Annotated in this window: 18 protein-coding genes; 10 read left to right on the top strand and 8 right to left on the bottom strand. The window is 61.0% G+C overall.

Annotated elements, in window-relative coordinates; translation table 11 throughout:
- Positions 1-35 precede the first annotated feature (35 nt).
- The 10 genes from SKTS_RS11245 (at position 36) to SKTS_RS11200 (ending at position 8,543) form a co-directional block, all read left to right on the top strand.
- Positions 36-1,334, top strand: a complete 1,299-nt coding sequence (locus tag SKTS_RS11245; RefSeq protein WP_244617315.1) for a hypothetical protein — start codon at positions 36-38, stop codon at positions 1,332-1,334.
- Positions 1,331-2,719 (top strand): F0F1 ATP synthase subunit beta, encoded by a 1,389-nt coding sequence (atpD, locus tag SKTS_RS11240; protein WP_173064739.1) that lies wholly within the window; start codon positions 1,331-1,333, stop codon positions 2,717-2,719. Before SKTS_RS11245 ends, atpD begins: the two co-directional genes overlap by 4 nt.
- On the top strand, positions 2,716-3,111 hold the full coding sequence (locus SKTS_RS11235; protein WP_173064736.1) for a F0F1 ATP synthase subunit delta/epsilon: 396 nt from the start codon (positions 2,716-2,718) through the stop codon (positions 3,109-3,111). Before atpD ends, SKTS_RS11235 begins: the two co-directional genes overlap by 4 nt.
- On the top strand, positions 3,111-3,383 hold the full coding sequence (locus SKTS_RS11230) for an AtpZ/AtpI family protein (protein ID WP_009207789.1): 273 nt from the start codon (positions 3,111-3,113) through the stop codon (positions 3,381-3,383). The genes SKTS_RS11235 and SKTS_RS11230 overlap by 1 nt, the downstream gene beginning before the upstream one ends.
- A gap of 2 nt (positions 3,384-3,385) precedes the next feature.
- A complete protein-coding gene (locus SKTS_RS11225) occupies positions 3,386-4,069 on the top strand; it encodes a F0F1 ATP synthase subunit A (protein ID WP_173064734.1) in 684 nt (227 codons plus the stop codon).
- Positions 4,070-4,075: 6 nt separating this feature from the next.
- Entirely contained in the window at positions 4,076-4,342 is a 267-nt protein-coding gene (gene atpE / locus SKTS_RS11220) for an ATP synthase F0 subunit C (RefSeq protein ID WP_173064731.1), read from the top strand.
- A gap of 7 nt (positions 4,343-4,349) precedes the next feature.
- A complete protein-coding gene (locus tag SKTS_RS11215; protein WP_173064728.1) occupies positions 4,350-5,087 on the top strand; it encodes a F0F1 ATP synthase subunit delta in 738 nt (245 codons plus the stop codon).
- Positions 5,077-6,540, top strand: a complete 1,464-nt coding sequence (locus SKTS_RS11210) for a F0F1 ATP synthase subunit alpha (protein ID WP_173064725.1) — start codon at positions 5,077-5,079, stop codon at positions 6,538-6,540. Before SKTS_RS11215 ends, SKTS_RS11210 begins: the two co-directional genes overlap by 11 nt.
- Positions 6,537-7,370 (top strand): F0F1 ATP synthase subunit gamma, encoded by an 834-nt coding sequence (locus SKTS_RS11205; protein ID WP_173064722.1) that lies wholly within the window; start codon positions 6,537-6,539, stop codon positions 7,368-7,370. Before SKTS_RS11210 ends, SKTS_RS11205 begins: the two co-directional genes overlap by 4 nt.
- A gap of 165 nt (positions 7,371-7,535) precedes the next feature.
- Positions 7,536-8,543, top strand: a complete 1,008-nt coding sequence (locus tag SKTS_RS11200; RefSeq protein WP_244617314.1) for an IS30 family transposase — start codon at positions 7,536-7,538, stop codon at positions 8,541-8,543.
- A 101-nt stretch (positions 8,544-8,644) separates the two neighbouring features.
- Here the strand turns inward: SKTS_RS11200 and istB are convergent, their stop codons facing one another.
- From istB to hyfB, 8 genes are all read right to left on the bottom strand, one after another.
- The gene (gene istB / locus SKTS_RS11195) at positions 8,645-9,457 is read right to left on the bottom strand and encodes an IS21-like element helper ATPase IstB (RefSeq protein WP_173064719.1); all 813 of its coding nucleotides are present in this window, start codon (positions 9,455-9,457) and stop codon (positions 8,645-8,647) included.
- Positions 9,450-10,949, bottom strand: a complete 1,500-nt coding sequence (gene istA / locus SKTS_RS11190; RefSeq protein WP_198420350.1) for an IS21 family transposase — start codon at positions 10,947-10,949, stop codon at positions 9,450-9,452. Before istA ends, istB begins: the two co-directional genes overlap by 8 nt.
- A 442-nt stretch (positions 10,950-11,391) precedes the next feature.
- The gene (locus tag SKTS_RS11185) at positions 11,392-11,904 is read right to left on the bottom strand and encodes an NADH-quinone oxidoreductase subunit B family protein (protein ID WP_173064713.1); all 513 of its coding nucleotides are present in this window, start codon (positions 11,902-11,904) and stop codon (positions 11,392-11,394) included.
- On the bottom strand, positions 11,904-13,502 hold the full coding sequence (locus SKTS_RS11180) for a hydrogenase large subunit (RefSeq protein WP_173064710.1): 1,599 nt from the start codon (positions 13,500-13,502) through the stop codon (positions 11,904-11,906). Before SKTS_RS11180 ends, SKTS_RS11185 begins: the two co-directional genes overlap by 1 nt.
- Complete coding sequence (locus SKTS_RS11175; protein WP_173064707.1) at positions 13,499-14,971, bottom strand: hydrogenase 4 subunit F; 1,473 nt, start codon at positions 14,969-14,971, stop codon at positions 13,499-13,501. The genes SKTS_RS11180 and SKTS_RS11175 overlap by 4 nt, the downstream gene beginning before the upstream one ends.
- Complete coding sequence (locus tag SKTS_RS11170; RefSeq protein WP_173064704.1) at positions 14,968-15,696, bottom strand: formate hydrogenlyase; 729 nt, start codon at positions 15,694-15,696, stop codon at positions 14,968-14,970. Before SKTS_RS11170 ends, SKTS_RS11175 begins: the two co-directional genes overlap by 4 nt.
- Positions 15,697-16,656: a respiratory chain complex I subunit 1 family protein gene (locus tag SKTS_RS11165; protein ID WP_173064701.1), complete on the bottom strand. Its 960-nt coding sequence runs from the start codon at positions 16,654-16,656 to the stop codon at positions 15,697-15,699.
- Positions 16,653-18,728, bottom strand: coding sequence for a hydrogenase 4 subunit B (gene hyfB, locus SKTS_RS11160; RefSeq protein WP_198420349.1), 2,076 nt, complete (start codon positions 18,726-18,728; stop codon positions 16,653-16,655). The genes SKTS_RS11165 and hyfB overlap by 4 nt, the downstream gene beginning before the upstream one ends.
- Between the last annotated feature and the right edge of the window lie 15 nt (positions 18,729-18,743).

Genomic DNA, 18,743 nt, shown 5'->3' with positions numbered 1-18,743 from the left:
CTCGTTCATCCGCCAAAAATTCCATGAGCCAGCACATGCAAACGCCTGTTACCGCACAAAGCCTAAATCGCGGCTGCGGCTGCCGCACCCTCGATCCGGAGCGTCTGCGCCGCCAGTTGGAAGTGGATCCTTCGCTCGTGGGGCTATATGAAGAAATTGCGCGTAGCCGTCCCAATCTTTTTTCTGCCACGACGGTATTCATTTCGCCTGAACAGTACCAGGGCATGACGGACATTATCGCTGCGATTGAACGTGTGGTGGCGCTGCCGGAATATCAGGCGGCAACGCTCGTTTGCGCGCCTGCGATTGCAAGTCTGGATCACGGCCCCCAAGGCGCATTCATGGGCTTCGATTTTCATCTCGGCGCGCGGGGCCCGCAACTCATCGAAATCAACACCAACGCCGGCGGCGCGCTGCTCAACGCCGTGCTGGCGCGCGCCCAGCAGGCCTGTTGCCGGGAAATGGAATGGGCGTTTCGGCCGCCCACAGAACTTATGCAACTGGAGCAGAGTTTTTTCACCATGTTTGTCGAAGAATGGCACCGCCAGCGCGGCGACACGCCCTTGGGCCGCATCGTCATCGTGGATGATGACCCCGCGAGCCAGTATCTCTATCCCGAATTTCAGCTGTTCGAACGCCTGTTTGCGCGATTCGACGCGGTGGCGGTGATTGGTGATGCAGGTGAGCTGGAATGGCGTGAAGGCAGACTGTGGCACGCCGGGCAGATAGTCGGCATGGTCTACAACCGGCTCACTGATTTCTATCTCCAGGATCCCCTTCACGCTGCACTGCGCCAGGCTTACGAGGCGGGTGCCGTGGTGTTGACGCCGCATCCGCGTGCCCATGCCCTGTATGCGGACAAGTGCAATCTGGCGATTTTGAGCGATGACCATGCGCTCACTCGACTGGGCGTGCCGCTGGCGCTACGGAAAACATTGCTGGCAGGTGTTCCGCATACCGAACAGGTCGTGCCAGAACGGGCGGACCAACTCTGGGCGCAACGCCGCAAACTTTTCTTCAAGCCGGCATCCGGTTACGGCAGCAAGGCAGCTTACCGTGGCGACAAGCTGACCCAGCGGGTGTGGCAGGAAATCCTCACCGGGGATTACGTGGCGCAAACCATCGCTCCACCAAGCGAACGTTTGACCCAGGTGGATGGAACAGCAGTCGACCTGAAGCTCGACGTTCGCGCCTATGTCTACGGCGGCAATATCCAGCTTGTTGCAGCACGGCTATATTCGGGGCAGACTACCAACTTTCGCACGCCCGGCGGTGGTTTCGCACCAGTCTTTGTGGTGCCGATGAACGCCGCCGGTCAGGTGGGGGATGAATGAATAACGCAGTGCACGCTTTGCCTGTTTCTGTCGGTCGCGTAGTCGAAATACACGGCCCGGTAGTGGACATTATCTGCGAGACGCTGCCGCCCTTGCACCGGGCACTCACTGTGGCCATCGACGGCGGCAGCGCGGTGCTGGAAGTGCTGCACCATCTCGATCCGCACCAGGTGCGTGCCATTGCCCTTTCCCGCACAGCGGGGCTTCAGCGCGGCACGCCGGTATTCGATAGTGGTGCGCCGCTGCGGGTGCCGGTATCTGTTGAATGCATGGGGCGGCTGCTGGATGCCTTCGGTCAGCCTCTGGACGGCGGAGCGCCGTTGGCGCCAAACGAATTTCGCAATCTGCTTTCGCCGCCACCGTTGTTGTCCGACACGCTGCCTTCTAGCGGCATCCTGGAAACCGGAATCAAGGTCATCGATCTCCTCTGTCCCTTCATCCGCGGTGGCAAGACTGGGCTGTTCGGTGGCGCGGGGGTGGGCAAGACCGTACTGATTATGGAATTCATGCAGGCGGTGGCTCTGTTGCATGGCGGGGTGTCGGTGTTCGCCGGGGTAGGGGAGCGCATCCGTGAAGGACATGAGCTGTGGCACGAGATGGGCGACAACGGCGCGCTGGCCAACGCGGTGCTGGTGTTCGGCCAGATGGACGAGTCGCCGGGGGTGCGTTTCCGTGTCGGGCTGGCCGCGCTCACCTATGCCGAGTATCTGCGCGATACCTTGGGCAAGGAGGTGCTGTTCCTGATGGACAACGTATTCCGCTTCGTGCAGGCGGGTTCCGAAGTGTCTGGACTCCTGGGGCGCATGCCGGCTACCGTGGGCTACCAGCCGACCTTGCCGTCGGAAGTGGCGGAACTGGAGGATCGCATCGTCTCCAGTCGGCTCGGCAACATCACTTCGGTGCAGGCGGTCTACGTTCCCGCCGACGACATGACGGACCCTGCCGTGGGCGCCATCCTGGCCCATCTCGACACGCGCGTGATCCTGTCCCGCGCCCAGGCGGCCAAGGGTATCTACCCGGCGGTTGACCCGCTCGCCTCGGGCAGCAATCTCATGGACCGGCATTTTCTCGGCGACCGCCACTATCAAGTGGCCCATGACGTGCGCGAGCACCTGGCGCGTTACCGTGAGCTGGAGGACATCATCACCATGCTCGGGATAGAAGAGCTTTCCGAGGCCGACCGGCGGGTGGTGCAGCGCGCCCGCCGCTTGCAGCGCTATCTCACCCAGCCTTTCCACGCCATGACGGCGCAGAACGCCGCCAGTGGCGTGTCGGTGACGCTCACGCAGACGCTGGCCGACTGCGAGGCCTTCCTGCGCGGTGAGTACGATGACTTGCCCGAGGAGCGCTGCTACATGCGTGGTGCCATGGATGTCTCAGCATGAATACTTTCACCCTGCATCTTTTCGCCACCGACCGCTATGAAAGCATCGAGAACGTAGCGAGCTTCACCGGCGAGGACAAAAGCGGCAGCTTCGGCCTGTTGGCGCGGCACGAGCGCTTCATGACCGCGCTTACCTTCGGCTTGGCGCGCCTGCTGATGGCGGATGGCAGCCACGAATATCTTGGCTTTCCCGGCGGGCTGCTGTATTTCGTTGACAACGAATTGCGCATTTCCACCCGGCGCTATCTGCGCGACACCGATGTGGAGCGCATCGCCCAGGCCATCACCCGCGAATTGCTGGAAGAGGAACAGGCGCTGGAACAGACCCGGCGCAAGCTGCACCGGCTGGAAGCCGAGATGCTCAGGCGATTGGCGCAACTGGGAGTGGAGTGATGGAAAACGGCGAACGTTTGCGGCAGAACATCGAGAAACAGGCCAGGCGTATGGTTCAGGCGGAGAAGGACAGGCCGACGCTGCTCGCCCAGAGTGTGTTTCTCGGTACCCTGGCGCTGTTGTTCGTGCTGCCGGTGGTGGGCGGCGCCTATCTCGGCCACTGGATCGACAGTTTGCTGGCAGGCTATTCTTACCGATGGACGGTGAGTCTGCTGGTGACGGGGGTTTTCGTCGGTGGCATGAACGTATATTTGTATATCCGGAAAAACTGAAAATGGGCAAACCGGAATTTTTGGAGCTGCTGGCTTTTCACCTCGGGCCGCTGCACATCGGCGCCACGGTGCTCACTACCTGGCTGCTGATGGCCTTGTTGGTAGGGCTCGCCTGGTTCGGTACGCGGCGTCTGAGCGTAGATTCGCCCTCGCGCCTGCAAATGGCACTGGAAGGTACGGTGCTTGCCTTGCAGCAGGCGATTGAAGACACGGCGCCAGGCAACGCCGCGCGGTTGCTGCCATTCATCGGCACTTTGTGGCTGTTTATCGCCGCGGCCAACCTGATGGGCCTAGTGCCGGGCCTGCGCTCGCCCACGGGCGACCTGTCGTTGACGGTGGCGCTGGCCATGCTGGTGTTCCTCTCGGTGCACTGGTTCGGCATCCGCATCGACGGTCTCAGGGCCTATTTGCGCCATTATCTCGACCCCAACCCGATCCTGCTGCCGTTTCACTTGCTGGGCGAGGTCACCCGCACCCTGGCCTTGGCGGTGCGCCTGTTCGGCAATATGATGAGCCTGGAGATGGCGGCGCTGCTGGTGCTGCTGGTGGCCGGTTTTCTCGCGCCGATACCGCTCCTCATGCTGCACATCGTCGAGGCGTTGGTTCAGGCCTATATTTTCGGCACGCTGGCACTGGTTTACGTGGCCGGCGCCCTGCAATCACATGAACTTAATCATAAGGAGTAATCATCGATGGACAAGATAACCTGGTTTACCCTGCTTTCCACCGGTGGCGCGCTGTTGGCGATCTCCATCGGCGTAATCGCTCCCGCATTCGCCATGGGGCGCGCCATCTCCCAGGCGCTGGATGCCATGGCGCGCCAGCCCGAGGCGGAAAAGTCCATTACGCGCACGCTGTTCATCGGCCTGGCGATGATCGAGTCGCTGGCGATTTACGTGCTGGTGATCGTGCTCATCGTGCTGTTCCGCAACCCGTTGCTCGAATACCTGCTGAAGTAGCCGCGCCATGGAATTCGATCTGACGACCTTTATCCTCGAAGTGATCAACTTCCTGGTGCTGGTGTGGTTGCTGAAGCGGTTCTTCTACCGCCCGGTGCTGGGCGTGATCGAAAAGCGCCAGGCCGAGACGGCGAAGACCATTGCGGACGCAGCCGCGATACGGCTGGAAGCGGAGGGGCTGAAGAGCGAATGCCTGGGGCGGCTGGCAGGCGTGGATCAGGAACGTGCCGCGGCGAGGGCCGAGCTAGCCGAGGAAATCGCCGCCGAGCGGGTGCGGCGTCTGGCCACCGTGGAAGCAGAAGTCAATACTGACCGCCAACGCCGGCAAATGCTGGAAGAGCGCGAGAGAAGCGAGCGCGAAGCGGCACTGGAGCACGAGGCGGTGAACATAGCCGTGCGCTTCGCCAGCCGTTTTTTGGACCGCTTGGCCGGTCCCGAACTGGAAGCGAAGCTGGTTGAACTTGCTCTTCGCGAACTCGATGCACAGGTGCCGGAGAAGCTGGATGCCCTGCGTGACCCTAGAGTGAGCATCAAGGTCGTCAGCGCTTATCCTCTCGATGAGGCAAAGCGCACAGCTTTCACCCTGGCCCTTGGCCGCTTGGCGGGCCGGCCTCTGGTGCCGGAATTCAGCGAAGATGCCATACTCAAGGCGGGGGTATGCATCATGGCCGGCTCTTGGGTGTTGATGGCCAACTTGCGCGACGAACTCAGTTTCTTCAGCGGGAGTCTCGACCATGGCGGCTGAAGCCGGGCTGCTCGACCGCCTGGCGCGGCGGGTGGATGGCTATCGCTTCACCCTGAGGTTGGGCGAGAAGGGGCGGGTGGCCTCGGTGGGTGATGGCATCGCCTGGGTCTACGGCCTGCCCTCGGCGGCGGCGGAGGAAATCCTGCGCTTCGAGGATGGCAGCCGCGGTATGGTGTTCGAACTCCAGGCGGAGCGCTTGGGCGTCATTCTGCTTGACCCGGAAGCGAACGTCGCTTCCGGCTCTCTGGTTTCCCATACCGGCGAGCGGCTTGAGATCGGTGTCGGTGACGGGTTGCTCGGGCGCGTCGTTGATCCGCTGGGCAAGCCCCTCGACGGCCTGCCGCCGCCGGAGACGGACGGTTTTTCTTCTCTGGAGGGTGCCTCTCCGCCAATCGTGGCGCGGGACTTCGTCAACCGGCCTCTCTATACCGGCGCCAAGGTGGTGGATACCCTGATTCCCATCGGTCGCGGCCAGCGTCAGCTGATTATTGGCGATTTGGGTACCGGCAAAACCTCGCTGGCCTTGGATAGTGTCGTGGCGCAGGCCGGGCAGGGGGTGAAGTGCGTTTACGTCATGATCGGCCAGAAGCGTTCCGAGGCGGCGCTGGTGATCGACCTGCTGCGTCGCCACGGGGCGTTGGCCTACTCCACGGTGGTGGTGGGGGAGGCAACCGCCACGCCGGGCATGAAGTATCTTGCCCCTTTTGCCGGCTGCGCCATCGCCGAGGGCTGGATGCGTCGTGGCGAGGACACCCTGGTGATCTACGATGACCTCACCACTCATGCCCGAGCTTACCGCGAGTTGTCCCTGCTGATGCACCGCCCACCGGGCCGCGAGGCCTACCCCGGCGACATCTTCTACCTGCACGCGCGCCTGCTCGAACGTTCCACCCGACTCTCCCAGGATCATGGGGGCGGCAGCCTGACTGCGCTACCCCTGGTCGAAACCGAGGAAGGGGAGATCGCCGCCTACATCCCCACCAATCTCATTTCCATCACCGACGGCCAGATATATCTCGACCGACGCCTGTTCGCCGCCGGCATCCTGCCCGCAGTGGACGTGCCGCTGTCGGTGTCGCGCATCGGCGGCAAGGCGCAGCACCCACGCATCAAGGAAGAGGCTGGACAGATGAAGCTGGATTACCTTCAATTCCTCGAACTGGAAGTATTCACCCGTTTCGGCACCAAACTGGAGGCCGGCACTGAGGTAAAAATCCGGCGTGGCCGGCTGTTGCGAGAAATTCTCAAGCAGGAACGGCTCAATCCCTTGGCAGCAAGCTTCCAGCTCGCATGGATGATCGCCTTCAATGCCGGCCTGCTCGACGGGTTCGAACCGCAAACCCTGCCCGATGCGCTGCAAAAAATCCAGGATGGGCTTGCGCGCGATCCGCTTGTGCTGGACGCCGCGCGGGACGAGTGGTTGGCGTTGCTGAACAACTGGCTCGCGGCATGAGCGGCCAGGCCGAACTCGCGCAGCGCTTCGCGCGCCTCAAGGAAATCAGCGGCATCATGACGGCTATGAAAAGCCTGTCGCTGGTGGAGACGCGCAAGCTCGCCCGCTTCATCGGCCACCAGCGCCGCATGCTGGCCAACATCGAGGCGGCGGCCGCTGATTTCCTGAGCTTTTTCCCCGTTGCAAGCGCGGCCGAGATGCAGCCGGCGATTCTGTTATTGATCGGCTCCGAGCGCGGTTTCTGCGGCAACTTCAACGAGCGCGTCCTCGCAGTTCTTGACGCGCTGCCAGGCGGGCAACCTGCCCCCGCGCTGCTGGTGGTGGGAAGCCGCTTGGGGGCGAAGCTGGAAGCCCACCCGGGCGTGATTGCTCGGCTCGATGGCCCGACCGTGACGGAAGATGTGCCCACCGTGCTCAATCGCTTGATGGATGCACTGCATACCGCGAGCCAGCAGCTTTCCGGCAACGGTGCGGCGCTCTTCAGCCTGGCCCACGACAGCGAAGACGAGCCGACGCTCAAACGCCTGCTGCCGCTGGCGCCGCCACCAGCGCCGCATTTCGCGCATCCGCCGGGCCTGCAGCTTGCCCCGCCTGAATTTTTCGCCGAACTGCTCGACCAGTACCTTCTGGCAGCGCTGTACGGCTTCCTGTATGAGTCGCTGTCGGCGGAGAACCGCCAACGCCTGGCTCACATGGAGCAGGCCCTGGACCGCCTCGACGAAACCATCGCTCGCCTTGCCTTAAAGCGCAACGCCCTGCGTCAGGAAAAAATCGTGGAGGAAATCGAAGTGATCTTGTCCAGCCAGATGGCGTTTGCAAAAGAAAAATGAAGGGCAAGGGGCTTGTGGTATGCCTGCTTGCGTGTAAATACATGAACCTATTGGAAAGCACGCTTCGCGAGTTCAAGTTCGAAGTGCAATTCTGATTAACAGATTGAGTGGGCAAGATGCGTTAGCATCTGAGCCCCTCGACCGCCAAGTCTAAAGTTGCCAAGAATGAATTACACACATCTTACCCAAGACGAACGATACCAGATTGCCATCCTCAACAAAGCCGGACATGATCAAAGCGAGATTGCTCAATTGATGAATCGGCATGCATCGACGATCAGTCGCGAACTTCGCCGCAACCGCGGTCAGCGCGGTTATCGCCCCAAACAAGCGCATGCGCTCTCAAAGGTCCGCATGCAGGCCTGCGAGAACGGGCCCCGCGTTTCCAGCGAGACCTGGTGCGTGGTTGATGCCAAGCTGGTCGAGACCTGGAGTCCGGAGCAGATCTCCGGCTACCTCAAGGCGAATGGGGAACCCGCCGTCAGCCACGAGAGCATCTACCAGCGCATCTACGCCGACAAGCGTGCCGGTGGCACACTGCATCGAACCCTGCGCTGCCAAAAGGTCCGCAAGAAGCGTTATGGCGGGCGCGATCGACGCGGTACGATTCCCAACCAAGTATCTATTGATCTGCGTCCCGCTATCGTAGCCGAGCGTGCTCGCTTCGGCGACTGGGAAGCGGACCTTGTCATCGGCGCCGGTCAGAAACAGGCGCTGGTTACGATTAACGAGCGCACGTCTCGCTACGCGCTGATCGCCCATGTTCCGTTCAAGACTGCACAAGCCGTTTCGGACTCCATGATCTCCTTGCTGACGCCTTTTGCGGCCTGTGTTCACACGCTGACCACTGACAATGGCAAGGAGTTCGCCCAACATGAGCGAATTGCCGGGACACTCGATGCCGACTTCTACTTCGCTCATCCTTATGCTTCTTGGGAGCGGGGCGCCAACGAGAACATGAATGGCCTGATCCGCCAGTTCTTCCCGAAGAAGATGCGCTTCAACTCCATCACGGAAAAGGACATCGCTTTCGCCATGCACAGACTCAACCACCGACCCAGAAAATGCCTCGGCTTCAAAACACCTCACGAGGTCTTCATGAACCAGTTACACTCACGTCATAACGCTGTTGCTGTTGGCGCGCATTTAAAACTGACCACCTGTGCGCGTTGAATTTTGACCAGGTGCTATAGCGATGTAGCGTACTACACGGCTGGGGGCAAGTCGACCAGACTGAGATGGCATTAACCTCCTGCGGAAGTGAATGATGTTTGTCAGAACGGCTCCGTTTCCTCCAACGGTGATGACCGTTTTTCCTTCTCCCGATCCTTGATACGATCCTTAGCCGTTGCGCTGCTTTGCTTGAAGCGATAGGACTCGTTGCCGGTCTCGACGATGTGGCAATGGTGGGTCAGGCGGTCCAGCAATGCCGTGGTCAGTTTGGCATCGCCGAACACGCTACTCCACTCGGCGAAGGTCAAATTGGTGGTGATGATGACGCTGGTCCGCTCATACAGCTTGGACAGGAGATGGAACAGCAACGCCCCGCCTGCCTGCGAGAACGGCAGGTAGCCCAGCTCATCCAGTATTACCAGATCCATCTGCATCAAACTGAGCGCCAACTTGCCCTGCTTGCCCGCAGCCTTCTCCCGTTCCAGCGTATTGACCAGGTCCACCGTGGAGTAGAAGCGCACCCGCTTGCCATGATGCTGGATACCAGCAACACCGATGGCCGTAGCTAAGTGCGTCTTGCCCGTCCCCGTGCCACCGACCAGCACCACGTTCTGAGCGGCATCGGTAAACTGCAAGGTGGCGAGTCGGCCGAGCAGTGACTTATCGACCTTGGACTGGCTGAAGTCAAAGCCGGCCAGGTCGCGGTGGACAGGGAATCTGGCGACGTGCATCTGGTAACTGATGGAACGGATGGCACGATCCGTCGCCTCGGCTTCCACCAAATGCCGCAGCAGCCATTCGGAAGAGGCCATGGATGCCGTCGCGCCTGACGCGCCCTGGTTTTTTAATTCGACATAGCTCTCTGCCATGCCGTGCAACTTGAGCGCCTTGAGTTGGCTGACGAGATCAGACATGGGACACCTCCCCAGCATTCAAGCTGTCGTAGCGTGCGGTATCCGCCAGCGGTTCCTCGATGAGCGTCAGGCCGGTTTCCACCTGCGCTGGCATTGCCTCCTGCTTGAGGCGTGCCAGCATGTTCAGCACATGCTCGACGCTTGGCACACCGGATTCCAGCACCAACCCCACCGCAACCAGGACGGCATCCAGCCCGTGCGTTGGCACGGTGGCCAGAACGGATGCCATGACGCGATCACCCAGATTCCGTTCGCGTCGTCGCAAGGCGGCTTGCAGCATGATGAAGGGCATCGCCATATCACCGAATGGCGCCCCATTGCGTAATGCGCCAGGTTTGCGCTCAATGAGTGGAATGTAATGCTGCCAGTCATAGCTGGTCTGGTCACGATGGTGCAGGCGCGGATGACTGGCTACGACCGCGTTATCGGCGTAGGCCTCAATCCGGTCGGGATACAGATGAACGGCTATCTTATGGTTGGCCAGATGGCACGGCACCGAATAGCGGTTGCGCTGCACGCTCACCAGGCACGTGCTGGAAACGCGAGCCAGCACTTCGACGTAGCCATCAAACGGGGTCGGCATGGGCATCAAATAGGCCTGCTCCTGTTCAAGCGCATCAGCGATAGTGATGCCCACATGGTCCGGATGCTCCATTGCCGCCCACAAGGTGCGGCAGCGTACTTCCAGCCAGGCATTCAACTCACCGAATGTGCTGAATCGCTGTTCTTTGGCCTCCATCCACACACGGCGGCGGGAATCCTGGACGTTCTTCTCGACGACGCCTTTCTCCCAGCCTGAGGCGACGTTGCAGAAATCAGGGTCGAACAGGTAATGTGCCGTCATGGCAAAGAACCGTGTATTGACGACGCGGCATTTGCCCTTGCACACCTTGTCTACGGCGGTCTTCATGTTGTCGTAGATGCCGCGCCGGGGAATGCCACCCAGGGCCGTGAAGGCCCGGGTGTGCGCATCGAACAACATCTCGTGGCTTTGCGTGGGATAGGCCGATAGCAGGAATGCACGGCTGGCGCACAGTTTGGTGTGTGCGGCCAGAATCTTGCGGTGAATGCCGCCAATCACCAGCCATTCCTCGCTCCAGTCAAACTGGAAGGCTTCGCCGAGTTCAAACCTGAGAGGAACATAAGCAGACTTGCTGGGAGCGGTCACATTCCGCCAGTTGCGCATGAATTCGGTGACCCGTGCGTAGCAGCCGGTGAAGCCCTCCTTCTTGATGGCTTCAAACATCATCAGTGCGGTACGTCGGTCGCGCTTGGGGCGGTGTGAGTCGGCTTCCAGCCACAACCTCAGCCTGGCCTCAAATGGCGTCAGCTTGACGATGGCTTTGGCTCTGGAATACGCGGGCTCGGTACCGTCTGGCGCCCGGAGCCACTTCTTGATGGTGTTGCGCGACAGGCTTGTGCGCCGCCCGATCTCGCTGATGGATAGATGTTCCCGGAAGAACATCCGACGTACCTTTGCATACATGACCATGGTAATCACCTCTTCATTCCTCCTGCTTAAAAAAACAGGATACGTCGTGGGTTACCTGGTCAAACTTCAACGCGCATCCGCGCGTCTAAATGGTCAATATTGGTTTAGCGCCAACACTTTCGCCGCAAGTGTCAATAAATACCAGACTGCACTCTATTCTGACGTTGCGAGACGGCCTATCCTGACATCAGGATAGGGTATGCTTCAAGCTGACAAATGTGAACCATCGGCTGCGGGAGCCATGTCAGATTCGGTCCCGCCCGTTAGGCCAGCGATTAGCAAAGTTGTATTGAGCTTAAGCGCAACACTGGTTCCAACAACGGTAAATAATGCCAGCCCAATTGCATCTGGAATCAGAAAGAAATTCTTCGATAGTTTAAGGTCGCGACCGAGAAAAAAGTGAGCGTACCTGCGATCATGCTGACTACCACGTAAATCAAATCTATGGTCTGCCGATGGCTTCGAGGATGCCGCGCATTAGGTCGACCGGGGTTGGCGGGCAGCCGCGAATGACGGCATCGACGGGAATCACGTTCGCAACCGCGCCGCGTGAGGCGTAGCTCTCACCGAATTCGCCGCCGTCTGCGCCGCACGCGCCTACGGCGATGACTAGCCTGGGTTCGGGTGTTGCAGCAAGGGTGCGGTGTATCGCCTCTTCCATGTGGCGCGAGACGGGGCCGGTGACCAGTAGCATGTCGGCATGGCGCGGGCTGGCGACGAAATGCACACCGAAGCGTTCAATGCTGTACCAGGAGTTGTTGAGCGCCTGGATTTCAAGCTCGCAGCCGTTGCATGAGCCCGCATCCACTTCCCGGATGGCGAGGCTGCCGCCGAACAGCTCGCCGATGCGTGCCTTGAGCTGTTCTCCGATTTCGGTTAGCGCGGGTTCGTTGAGCGGCGGTAGTGGCTCGGAGATGATGCCGATACGCTGTATTTTTCCAAGAATGCGCAGCATTATAGATCGTTTCCTGAATATGACCCATTCACGGACTTGTTGCACACCGGGAAGTCTGGGACGATGTTGTCGTGGATCAGCACTTCGAGCGCCGGCCAAGTGGTCCATGACGGGTCGCGCGGGAAGAAGCGAGCGATCCGCCCGCCTGCACCGAAGCGCACGTAGCTAATGATTTCTCCGCGCCAGCCCTCGATGATCCCCAGTCCTTCGCTGTCCGCTATGGGAACTCGCCACTCGCTACCGACCGGTCCATCGGGTAGCCCTGCAAGCAGCGCCTTGATGACCTCGAGCGAGACGACTATTTCCTCGTGGCGCACGCGCATACGCGCGTTGACGTCGCCGGTATGATGCAGCGGAACGGTGACTTTAAGTCGATCATAGGGCGGATAAGTCGCATCTCGCCGAACATCGAAATCCAGACTCGATGCGCGCCCCACATAGCCCATACAGCCCAGCGCGCTGGCCTGTTCCGGCGTGAGCACGCCGGTGCCCAGCAGCCGGTTCGTCAGCGAGGGCGAATCGTAAACGATAGCCATCAGCTTACCGATCTGCCAGCGCAAGGCGTCTGCCTCATCGCGCATGGTTTCCATAAATCGCGGTTCCAAGTCAGCCGCCACGCCGCCGGGAACGATGCAATCCATCATGAAACGGTGGCCGAAGACCTCGCACGAGGCGCGTTGCCAAGCCTCGCGCAGCCGCCCGAACTGGTAGAAACCGAAGGCAAAGCCGACATCGTTGGCGATCGCGCCGATGTCGCCGAGATGATTGGCGACGCGCTCGCGTTCGCACATCAAGGCGCGCAGCCAGACGGCGCGTGGCGGTGCCGTAAGTCCTGCCGCTTTCTCCATCGCCATGCTCGCCGCCCAAGCGTGCGCAACAGTTGAATCGCCCGAGACGCGCCCGGCCAGGCGCGCCAAGCTGGCTGCATCACGGCCCTCGGCGATTTTCTCGATGCCCTTGTGGGTGTAGCCGAGGCGCGCCTCGAGGTGGAGTACCGTTTCGCCCACTGTCTGAAAGCGAAAATGTCCCGGCTCGATGATGCCGGCATGTACCGGCCCTACTGGTATCTCATAGACGCCGCTGCCTTGTGCGGCGAGGAATTTGTACTGGTGATCGGCTGGCGTTGCTGCGAGCGGGTGGCCTGCGGCGGGAAAATCCCGGCGTAGAGGATACTCCGAACTCTTCCACGCCTGATGCCGTGTCCAGCGGCGCGCATCGGGGTGATCGGTAAAGGCCACGCCGAACATGTCCTGGGTATGCCGCTCGGGACGGTCGGCCGCCGGATAGGACGGCGTATGCGAGGACAGGATCGGATTGGTGCGCGTGACCATCGTGCGTGCGAGCAGGTAGGCGCCACCTTTCTCAAAACAGGCGTGGATGTGGATCGCCTTATCAACTTTCCCGTCTATATCCTCGCCCCAGCCAGCGGCCCAGCGGCATCCCCACTCCTTGGCTTCCTGGCCAAGCCGGCCCCAGTCTTCAGCTTGTACCGTGATGACTTGCGCCGGCGCGAGCCCGTGCGCGGCCACAGACTCGACACGCAGCCCCGTTTGCGCCAGATGGCCGAGAAATGGGGCAAATGGCTTGTCCTGCGTCATCGTAGCGGCGCTCCCGCAATGAGCAGCGTGGCCTGTTCGAACCAGTTCGAGAGGAAGGTGGGAATCGACAGCCCGAGCCACAGCACCAAGGTAAGATGCACCGCCACCGGCAGCATGTTGGCGCGTACCGGTTTCTGCCCGGTCGGCGGCTCGCCGAAGACCATCGGTTGCAGGTGGCGGAACAGGCCGGCGAATGCCACGCCGAAGCCAACCAGCAGCGGGATCGTCAACCAAGGCCAGGACTTCATGGTGGCCATGAGCAGCAGAAATTCGCTGATGAATACGCCGAAGGGTGGGAAACCGGTAATCGCCACCGTGCCGATCAACAATCCCCAGCCGATGCTGGGCTGGGTGCGAATCAGGCCGCGGATGTCCTCGATACGCTGCGTTCCGGCGAGTTGCGAGGCGTAGCCGACGGTGACGAAGATGGCCGACTTGGTGAGCGAATTCACCGTCATATGCAGTAGCGCGCCGAAAGTGGCCAGCGGTCCGCCGATGCCGAAGGCAAAGGTCATCAACCCCATGTGCTCGATCGACGAATAGCTGTACATGCGCTTGATGTCGTGCTGGCGGTGCAGGAACAGGCCCGCCACCACGAATGAAAGCAGGCCGAAGCCCATCATCAGGTGACCGGCGAGCTCGGTATGCAGCGAGGCATCCACCAGCATCTTGAAGCGCACCAGGGCATACAGCGCGACGTTGAGCAGCAGCCCGGAAAGCACGGCCGACATCGGCGTCGGGCCTTCAGAGTGGGCATCCGGCAGCCAGTTGTGCAAGGGCACCAGGCCGACCTTGGTGCCGTAGCCGACCAGCAGGAAGACGAAGGCGAGCGAGACCACCGCCGGGTCCAGATTGGCGGCTGCGGTGTCGTGCAGCACGGTCCACAGCAGGGTGTCACCGTGTTCGGCGCCAACCCGGTTCTCGGCGGCGAAATAGATGAGCACTGTGCCGAACAAAGCCTGGGCGATGCCGACGCCGCAGAGCACGAAATACTTCCATGCCGCCTCGATCGACTGCGGCGTGCGGTAGAGCGAAATCAGCAGCACGGTGGTCAAGGTGGCGGATTCCATGGCCACCCACATAATGCCGAGATTGTTGGTCGACAGCGCCAGCAACATCGAGAACAGGAAGCCCTGATACATCGAGTGGTAGAGGCGCATGCGCCGGTCGGTGACGCGCCCGCGCTCGACTTCGTGGCGCATGTAGGGGCGTGAGAATATCGAGGTGGTCATGCCGACGAAAGCGGTAAGGACGACCAGATAAACGTTGAAGGCGTCGATGTAGAACAGGTGCCCGCTGGAAAGCTGCGGCCCATGGGCGAAGACATCCAGCGCCATGACCAGCGAGGCGGCGAAGGTCACCACGCCGGTGGCCACATTGACCCAGCCGGCGAGCGTGCGGTGACCGATCCAGGCCAGCAGCAGGCCGCCGATAAACGGTGCCAGCAGCGTGATTTCCAGCATCGTCATGTGTGCTCTCCCGGTGTTGTCGCAACAGCGGTTTCCGCCAATGGCGCCGGTTCATTCGCCTCGGACAGGAGGTTGAGATGGCTGACATCAAGGGAATCGAACGAATCGCGCAGGTGAAAGAAGAACACGCCGAACAGGATGGACGCGACCATGACGTCGAAGGCCACGCCGAGTTCGACGATAAGCGGCATGCCGTAGGTAGACACCACGGCGGCAAAGAACAGCCCGTTTTCCATGGACATGAAGCCGATGACCTGCGCCATCGCCGTCCTGCGCACGGACATAATCAGCATGCCGAGGAGTTCGACAGCGATGCTCACGGCGATGGTGTTGCGCGTGGCCAAACCGGACAGGTGTACGATCGGAAGGGCAATGAAATAGCTGAAAATGACCAGGCCGGCGCCGCCGAGGAGCAACAGCGAAGGATGCTTTATCACCTCGGTGTCGTAATTCATGTCGAGCCGAACGCTGAGGCGATAGAGCACCCACGGGATCAGCCCCACCTTGAGCGCGACGGTGAGCGCAGCGGAAATGTAGAGGTGCTTATGATTCGAGACGATGGCGACCAGCACGGTCGCCACCGCCATCAGCAGACCTTGCCAGGCAAAAGTGAAAATGAGCGGCACCATGCGCGTCTGAGCGAGCATGACGAAGGAGGAGAACAGCACCAGGGCCGCGAATAGGATGATGGCCTGGCTATAAAGGCTGAGACTGGAAAGCGCCATTTACCCCCCAGTTTCCAGCACGACGTTAGTGAGCATGCCGAGAAGCGCAAGCATGAAGGCGAAGCCGAGGAACTGCGGCACCCGAAACAGGCGCATCTTGGCCAGCACCGTCTCCCACACCACCAGCAGCATGGCGAGCAGCATCAATTTGGCCGTGGCAGCCACGACCCCTACGATCAAGGCGCCAGTGCTGAATTCGCTGGCAATGCCCCAAGGGAGGAAGAAGTCGATAATCAGCACCGCGTATATCATCAGCTTGATCTGCGCCGCCCACTCGATCAGGGCCAGGTGACGTCCGCTATATTCCAGGATCATGGCCTCGTGCAGCATGGTCAGTTCAAGGTGGGTGGCCGGGTTGTCCACCGGAATGCGCCCACACTCGGCCACCGCCACCATGGCCAGCGCGAGCAGGGCGAACAGGAACGATGGGCGCAGCACCAAGCCCGCTTGCAGAACCGTCTCGATAGCCACCGACAGGTTGGTTGAATGCGCCGTCATGGCTAGCGTGAATACCGCCATGAGCATGGCCGGTTCGGCCAGCGCGGCGACGGTCATTTCACGCGAGGCGCCCATGCCGCCGAAAGCGGTGCCGATGTCGAGAGCGGCCAGCGCTGTGAAAAACCGTGCCAGCGCAAAAAAACCAACCAGTACGATCACATCGGCAATCGCCGAAGTGGGAAGGTGTACGGCGATGAGTGGAACGGCGGCGGCGGCGAGCAGCGTGGCGCCGAATATGATGTAGGGAACGGCGCGGAACAGCCAGGAGGCATTTCCGGCCAGCACCATATTCTTCTTCAGTAGCTTGGTCAGATCGCGGTACGGCTGCCAAACGGCTGGCGCCGCACGGTTCTGCTGGTGACACTTAATCCGTTTCACCCATCCCGCTAGCAGTGGCGCGGCGAGGATGAACAGCAGCGTCTGCGCCGCTGCGAGCGCCCAGACGATCGATTGGCTGTTCATAGGCTGACTATCCATAGCAAAAAGAGCAGCGTTGCGAGCGAGTATTTCAGATAGGTATGGATGTTGCCGGTCTGGATGAAGCCGATGCGCCGTGCCGCATGTAGCACCAGCCGCCCAATCGGTTGATAGACCTTGAGCCAGGACCAGTCCTGCACATGCAGGTGGTGGCGAATGCTGGTGACGCGCGGAATAGGGCCAGCGCCAGCGACCGTCTCGACATCCTCTTCCACCTTCCATACTGCACCGAAAACGCGCCGGATCGGCTGGGTGAAAGCGGTGGAGGTATACTCCATGCGCGCGGTGAGTCGCCCGAAGCCGCAGTCCCAAGTATCGACCCGGCGGGCGGGGACGGCTCCACGTTTGAGCAACAGGAAGCCCATGCCGAACACCACGACGATAGCGATCAGTACCAAGGGCGCCGAGTAGGAGGCAACCTGGGGCGAAATCGGCGTCAGCCATAACCAGCCCTGGGCAGCGGCCGAAGGCAGCGATTCCTGCACCAGCAGTTGCGTGACAGGTGCCATCACCATGATAACCGAGGTCGGTAACACGCCGAGTAGCAAGCACAGTACCGCCAATAGCGCCATGCCGCCCTGCATTCCCCTCGGCACCTCGCGTGCGCGTGCGACGCGGCGTGTTCGCGGTTTGCCGAGGAACGCGATACCGAAAGCCTTGACGAAGCAAGCTGCGGCAAGCGCTCCGGTCAGAGCAAGCAATGCGGCCGAGATCGGAATCATCGTGCGCAGCACGCCGTTTTCCAGCGCCGGTGCCTGCAACGCCGTTTGGAACGTCAGCCACTCGGAAACGAAGCCGTTGAAAGGGGGCAACGCCGAGATCGCGACGCTGCCGACCAGAAACATGAACGCCGTGACCGGCATGCGATGAATCAGTCCGCCCATGCGCTCGAGGTCGCGCTCGTGCGTGCGATAGAGCACCGCGCCGGCGCCGAGAAACAGCAGCCCCTTGAACAGTGCGTGGTTGAGTGTGTGGTAGAGTGCCGCCACCAACCCGAGCGTGCCGAGCAATTTGTGTCCGCTGCCGATGAAGATCATCGACATCCCCAGACCCATGAGAATGATGCCGATGTTTTCGATTGAGTGATAGGCGAGCAGGCGCTTTAGGTCGTGCTGCATGAGGGCATAGAGCACGCCGAGCAGCGCCGAGGCAGTGCCGATGACGAGCACAAGCAGCCCCCATTCCCAGCGCACATTGCCGATCAGGTCATAGCTTACGCGCACGATGCCGTAGATGCCCATCTTGATCATGGCGCCGCTCATCATGGCCGAAATATGCGACGGGGCCACTGGGTGTGCATCGGGTAGCCAGACATGCAGCGGCGCCATGCCGGACTTGGTGCCGAAGCCGATAAAAGCGAATAGAAAGGCCAGCGTTGCCCACTGCGGCGTGAGGTGGGCCACCCGCATCTGGTCGAAAGTCAGGCCGCCGCCGAACGCGGCAAGTACGCCAAAGGAAAGCAGGATGACCAGGGCACCGACGTGGGCGAGCAGCAGGTAGAGAAAGGCGGCGTGGCGGTTGGCGGCATGCTGGTGCTGGTAGACGACGAGAAAGTAGCCGGAAAGCGACATCATCTCCCAGAAGATCATGAACACCAGGGCGTCGTCGGCGAGCAGCAGCATCTGCATGCCGAGAATGAAGGTCGCGGTGAACACACCGAGCGGAGGCAAGGGCTGGGCTGCCTTACCTCGCGCAAATTCGCGCGTGTAGCTGGGGCCGTAGAGCGAAACCGCGATCACCAGTGTGCCGAGCAGCAGCAGGAAAAAGCCGGAAAGAGGATCGAGCCGCATATGCCACTTGAGCCAGGGCAGGCCAAGCGCCATCTGGCCGGTGAGGGTGAGATTGGCGAGTAGTGCCCAGCCGCCGGCGGCAATGCTGGTGGCCCCGGCGAGAAACAGAAACAGGAACGAACCGGAATGCAGGAAACCCGGATGGTGACGCCCGGCAAACAGGGAGACTACGCCCGACAGCAGGGCGCACGCCGCAGCGACATATGCGATAAGTAGAGGGATCGCCGTGCTCATGGCCAGTGCTTCGCCGATAGAACCTTCAACCACATGCCTAGATCTCCA

This window comes from Sulfurimicrobium lacus (assembly GCF_011764585.1).
GTDB lineage: Bacteria > Pseudomonadota > Gammaproteobacteria > Burkholderiales > Sulfuricellaceae > Sulfurimicrobium > Sulfurimicrobium lacus.
Note: the sequence above shows the minus strand (reverse complement) of the source record. Positions and strands in the feature narration are given on the sequence as shown.

Bases quoted from the DNA above. Each gene is read 5' to 3' on its own strand.
- SKTS_RS11180 (WP_173064710.1), bottom strand. From the start codon at position 13,502: ATGACGCAGGACAAGCCATTTGCCCCATTTCTCGGCCATCTGGCGCAA.
- SKTS_RS11200 (WP_244617314.1), top strand. From the start codon at position 7,536: ATGAATTACACACATCTTACCCAAGACGAACGATACCAGATTGCCATC.
- SKTS_RS11230 (WP_009207789.1), top strand. From the start codon at position 3,111: ATGGAAAACGGCGAACGTTTGCGGCAGAACATCGAGAAACAGGCCAGG.
- SKTS_RS11215 (WP_173064728.1), top strand. From the start codon at position 4,350: ATGGAATTCGATCTGACGACCTTTATCCTCGAAGTGATCAACTTCCTG.
- SKTS_RS11205 (WP_173064722.1), top strand. From the start codon at position 6,537: ATGAGCGGCCAGGCCGAACTCGCGCAGCGCTTCGCGCGCCTCAAGGAA.
- SKTS_RS11210 (WP_173064725.1), top strand. From the start codon at position 5,077: ATGGCGGCTGAAGCCGGGCTGCTCGACCGCCTGGCGCGGCGGGTGGAT.
- SKTS_RS11170 (WP_173064704.1), bottom strand. From the start codon at position 15,696: ATGGCGCTTTCCAGTCTCAGCCTTTATAGCCAGGCCATCATCCTATTC.
- SKTS_RS11185 (WP_173064713.1), bottom strand. From the start codon at position 11,904: ATGCTGCGCATTCTTGGAAAAATACAGCGTATCGGCATCATCTCCGAG.
- SKTS_RS11245 (WP_244617315.1), top strand. From the start codon at position 36: ATGCAAACGCCTGTTACCGCACAAAGCCTAAATCGCGGCTGCGGCTGC.
- atpD (WP_173064739.1), top strand. From the start codon at position 1,331: ATGAATAACGCAGTGCACGCTTTGCCTGTTTCTGTCGGTCGCGTAGTC.
- istA (WP_198420350.1), bottom strand. From the start codon at position 10,949: ATGGTCATGTATGCAAAGGTACGTCGGATGTTCTTCCGGGAACATCTA.
- SKTS_RS11225 (WP_173064734.1), top strand. From the start codon at position 3,386: ATGGGCAAACCGGAATTTTTGGAGCTGCTGGCTTTTCACCTCGGGCCG.
- SKTS_RS11165 (WP_173064701.1), bottom strand. From the start codon at position 16,656: ATGAACAGCCAATCGATCGTCTGGGCGCTCGCAGCGGCGCAGACGCTG.
- SKTS_RS11175 (WP_173064707.1), bottom strand. From the start codon at position 14,971: ATGACGATGCTGGAAATCACGCTGCTGGCACCGTTTATCGGCGGCCTG.
- istB (WP_173064719.1), bottom strand. From the start codon at position 9,457: ATGTCTGATCTCGTCAGCCAACTCAAGGCGCTCAAGTTGCACGGCATG.
- SKTS_RS11235 (WP_173064736.1), top strand. From the start codon at position 2,716: ATGAATACTTTCACCCTGCATCTTTTCGCCACCGACCGCTATGAAAGC.
- atpE (WP_173064731.1), top strand. From the start codon at position 4,076: ATGGACAAGATAACCTGGTTTACCCTGCTTTCCACCGGTGGCGCGCTG.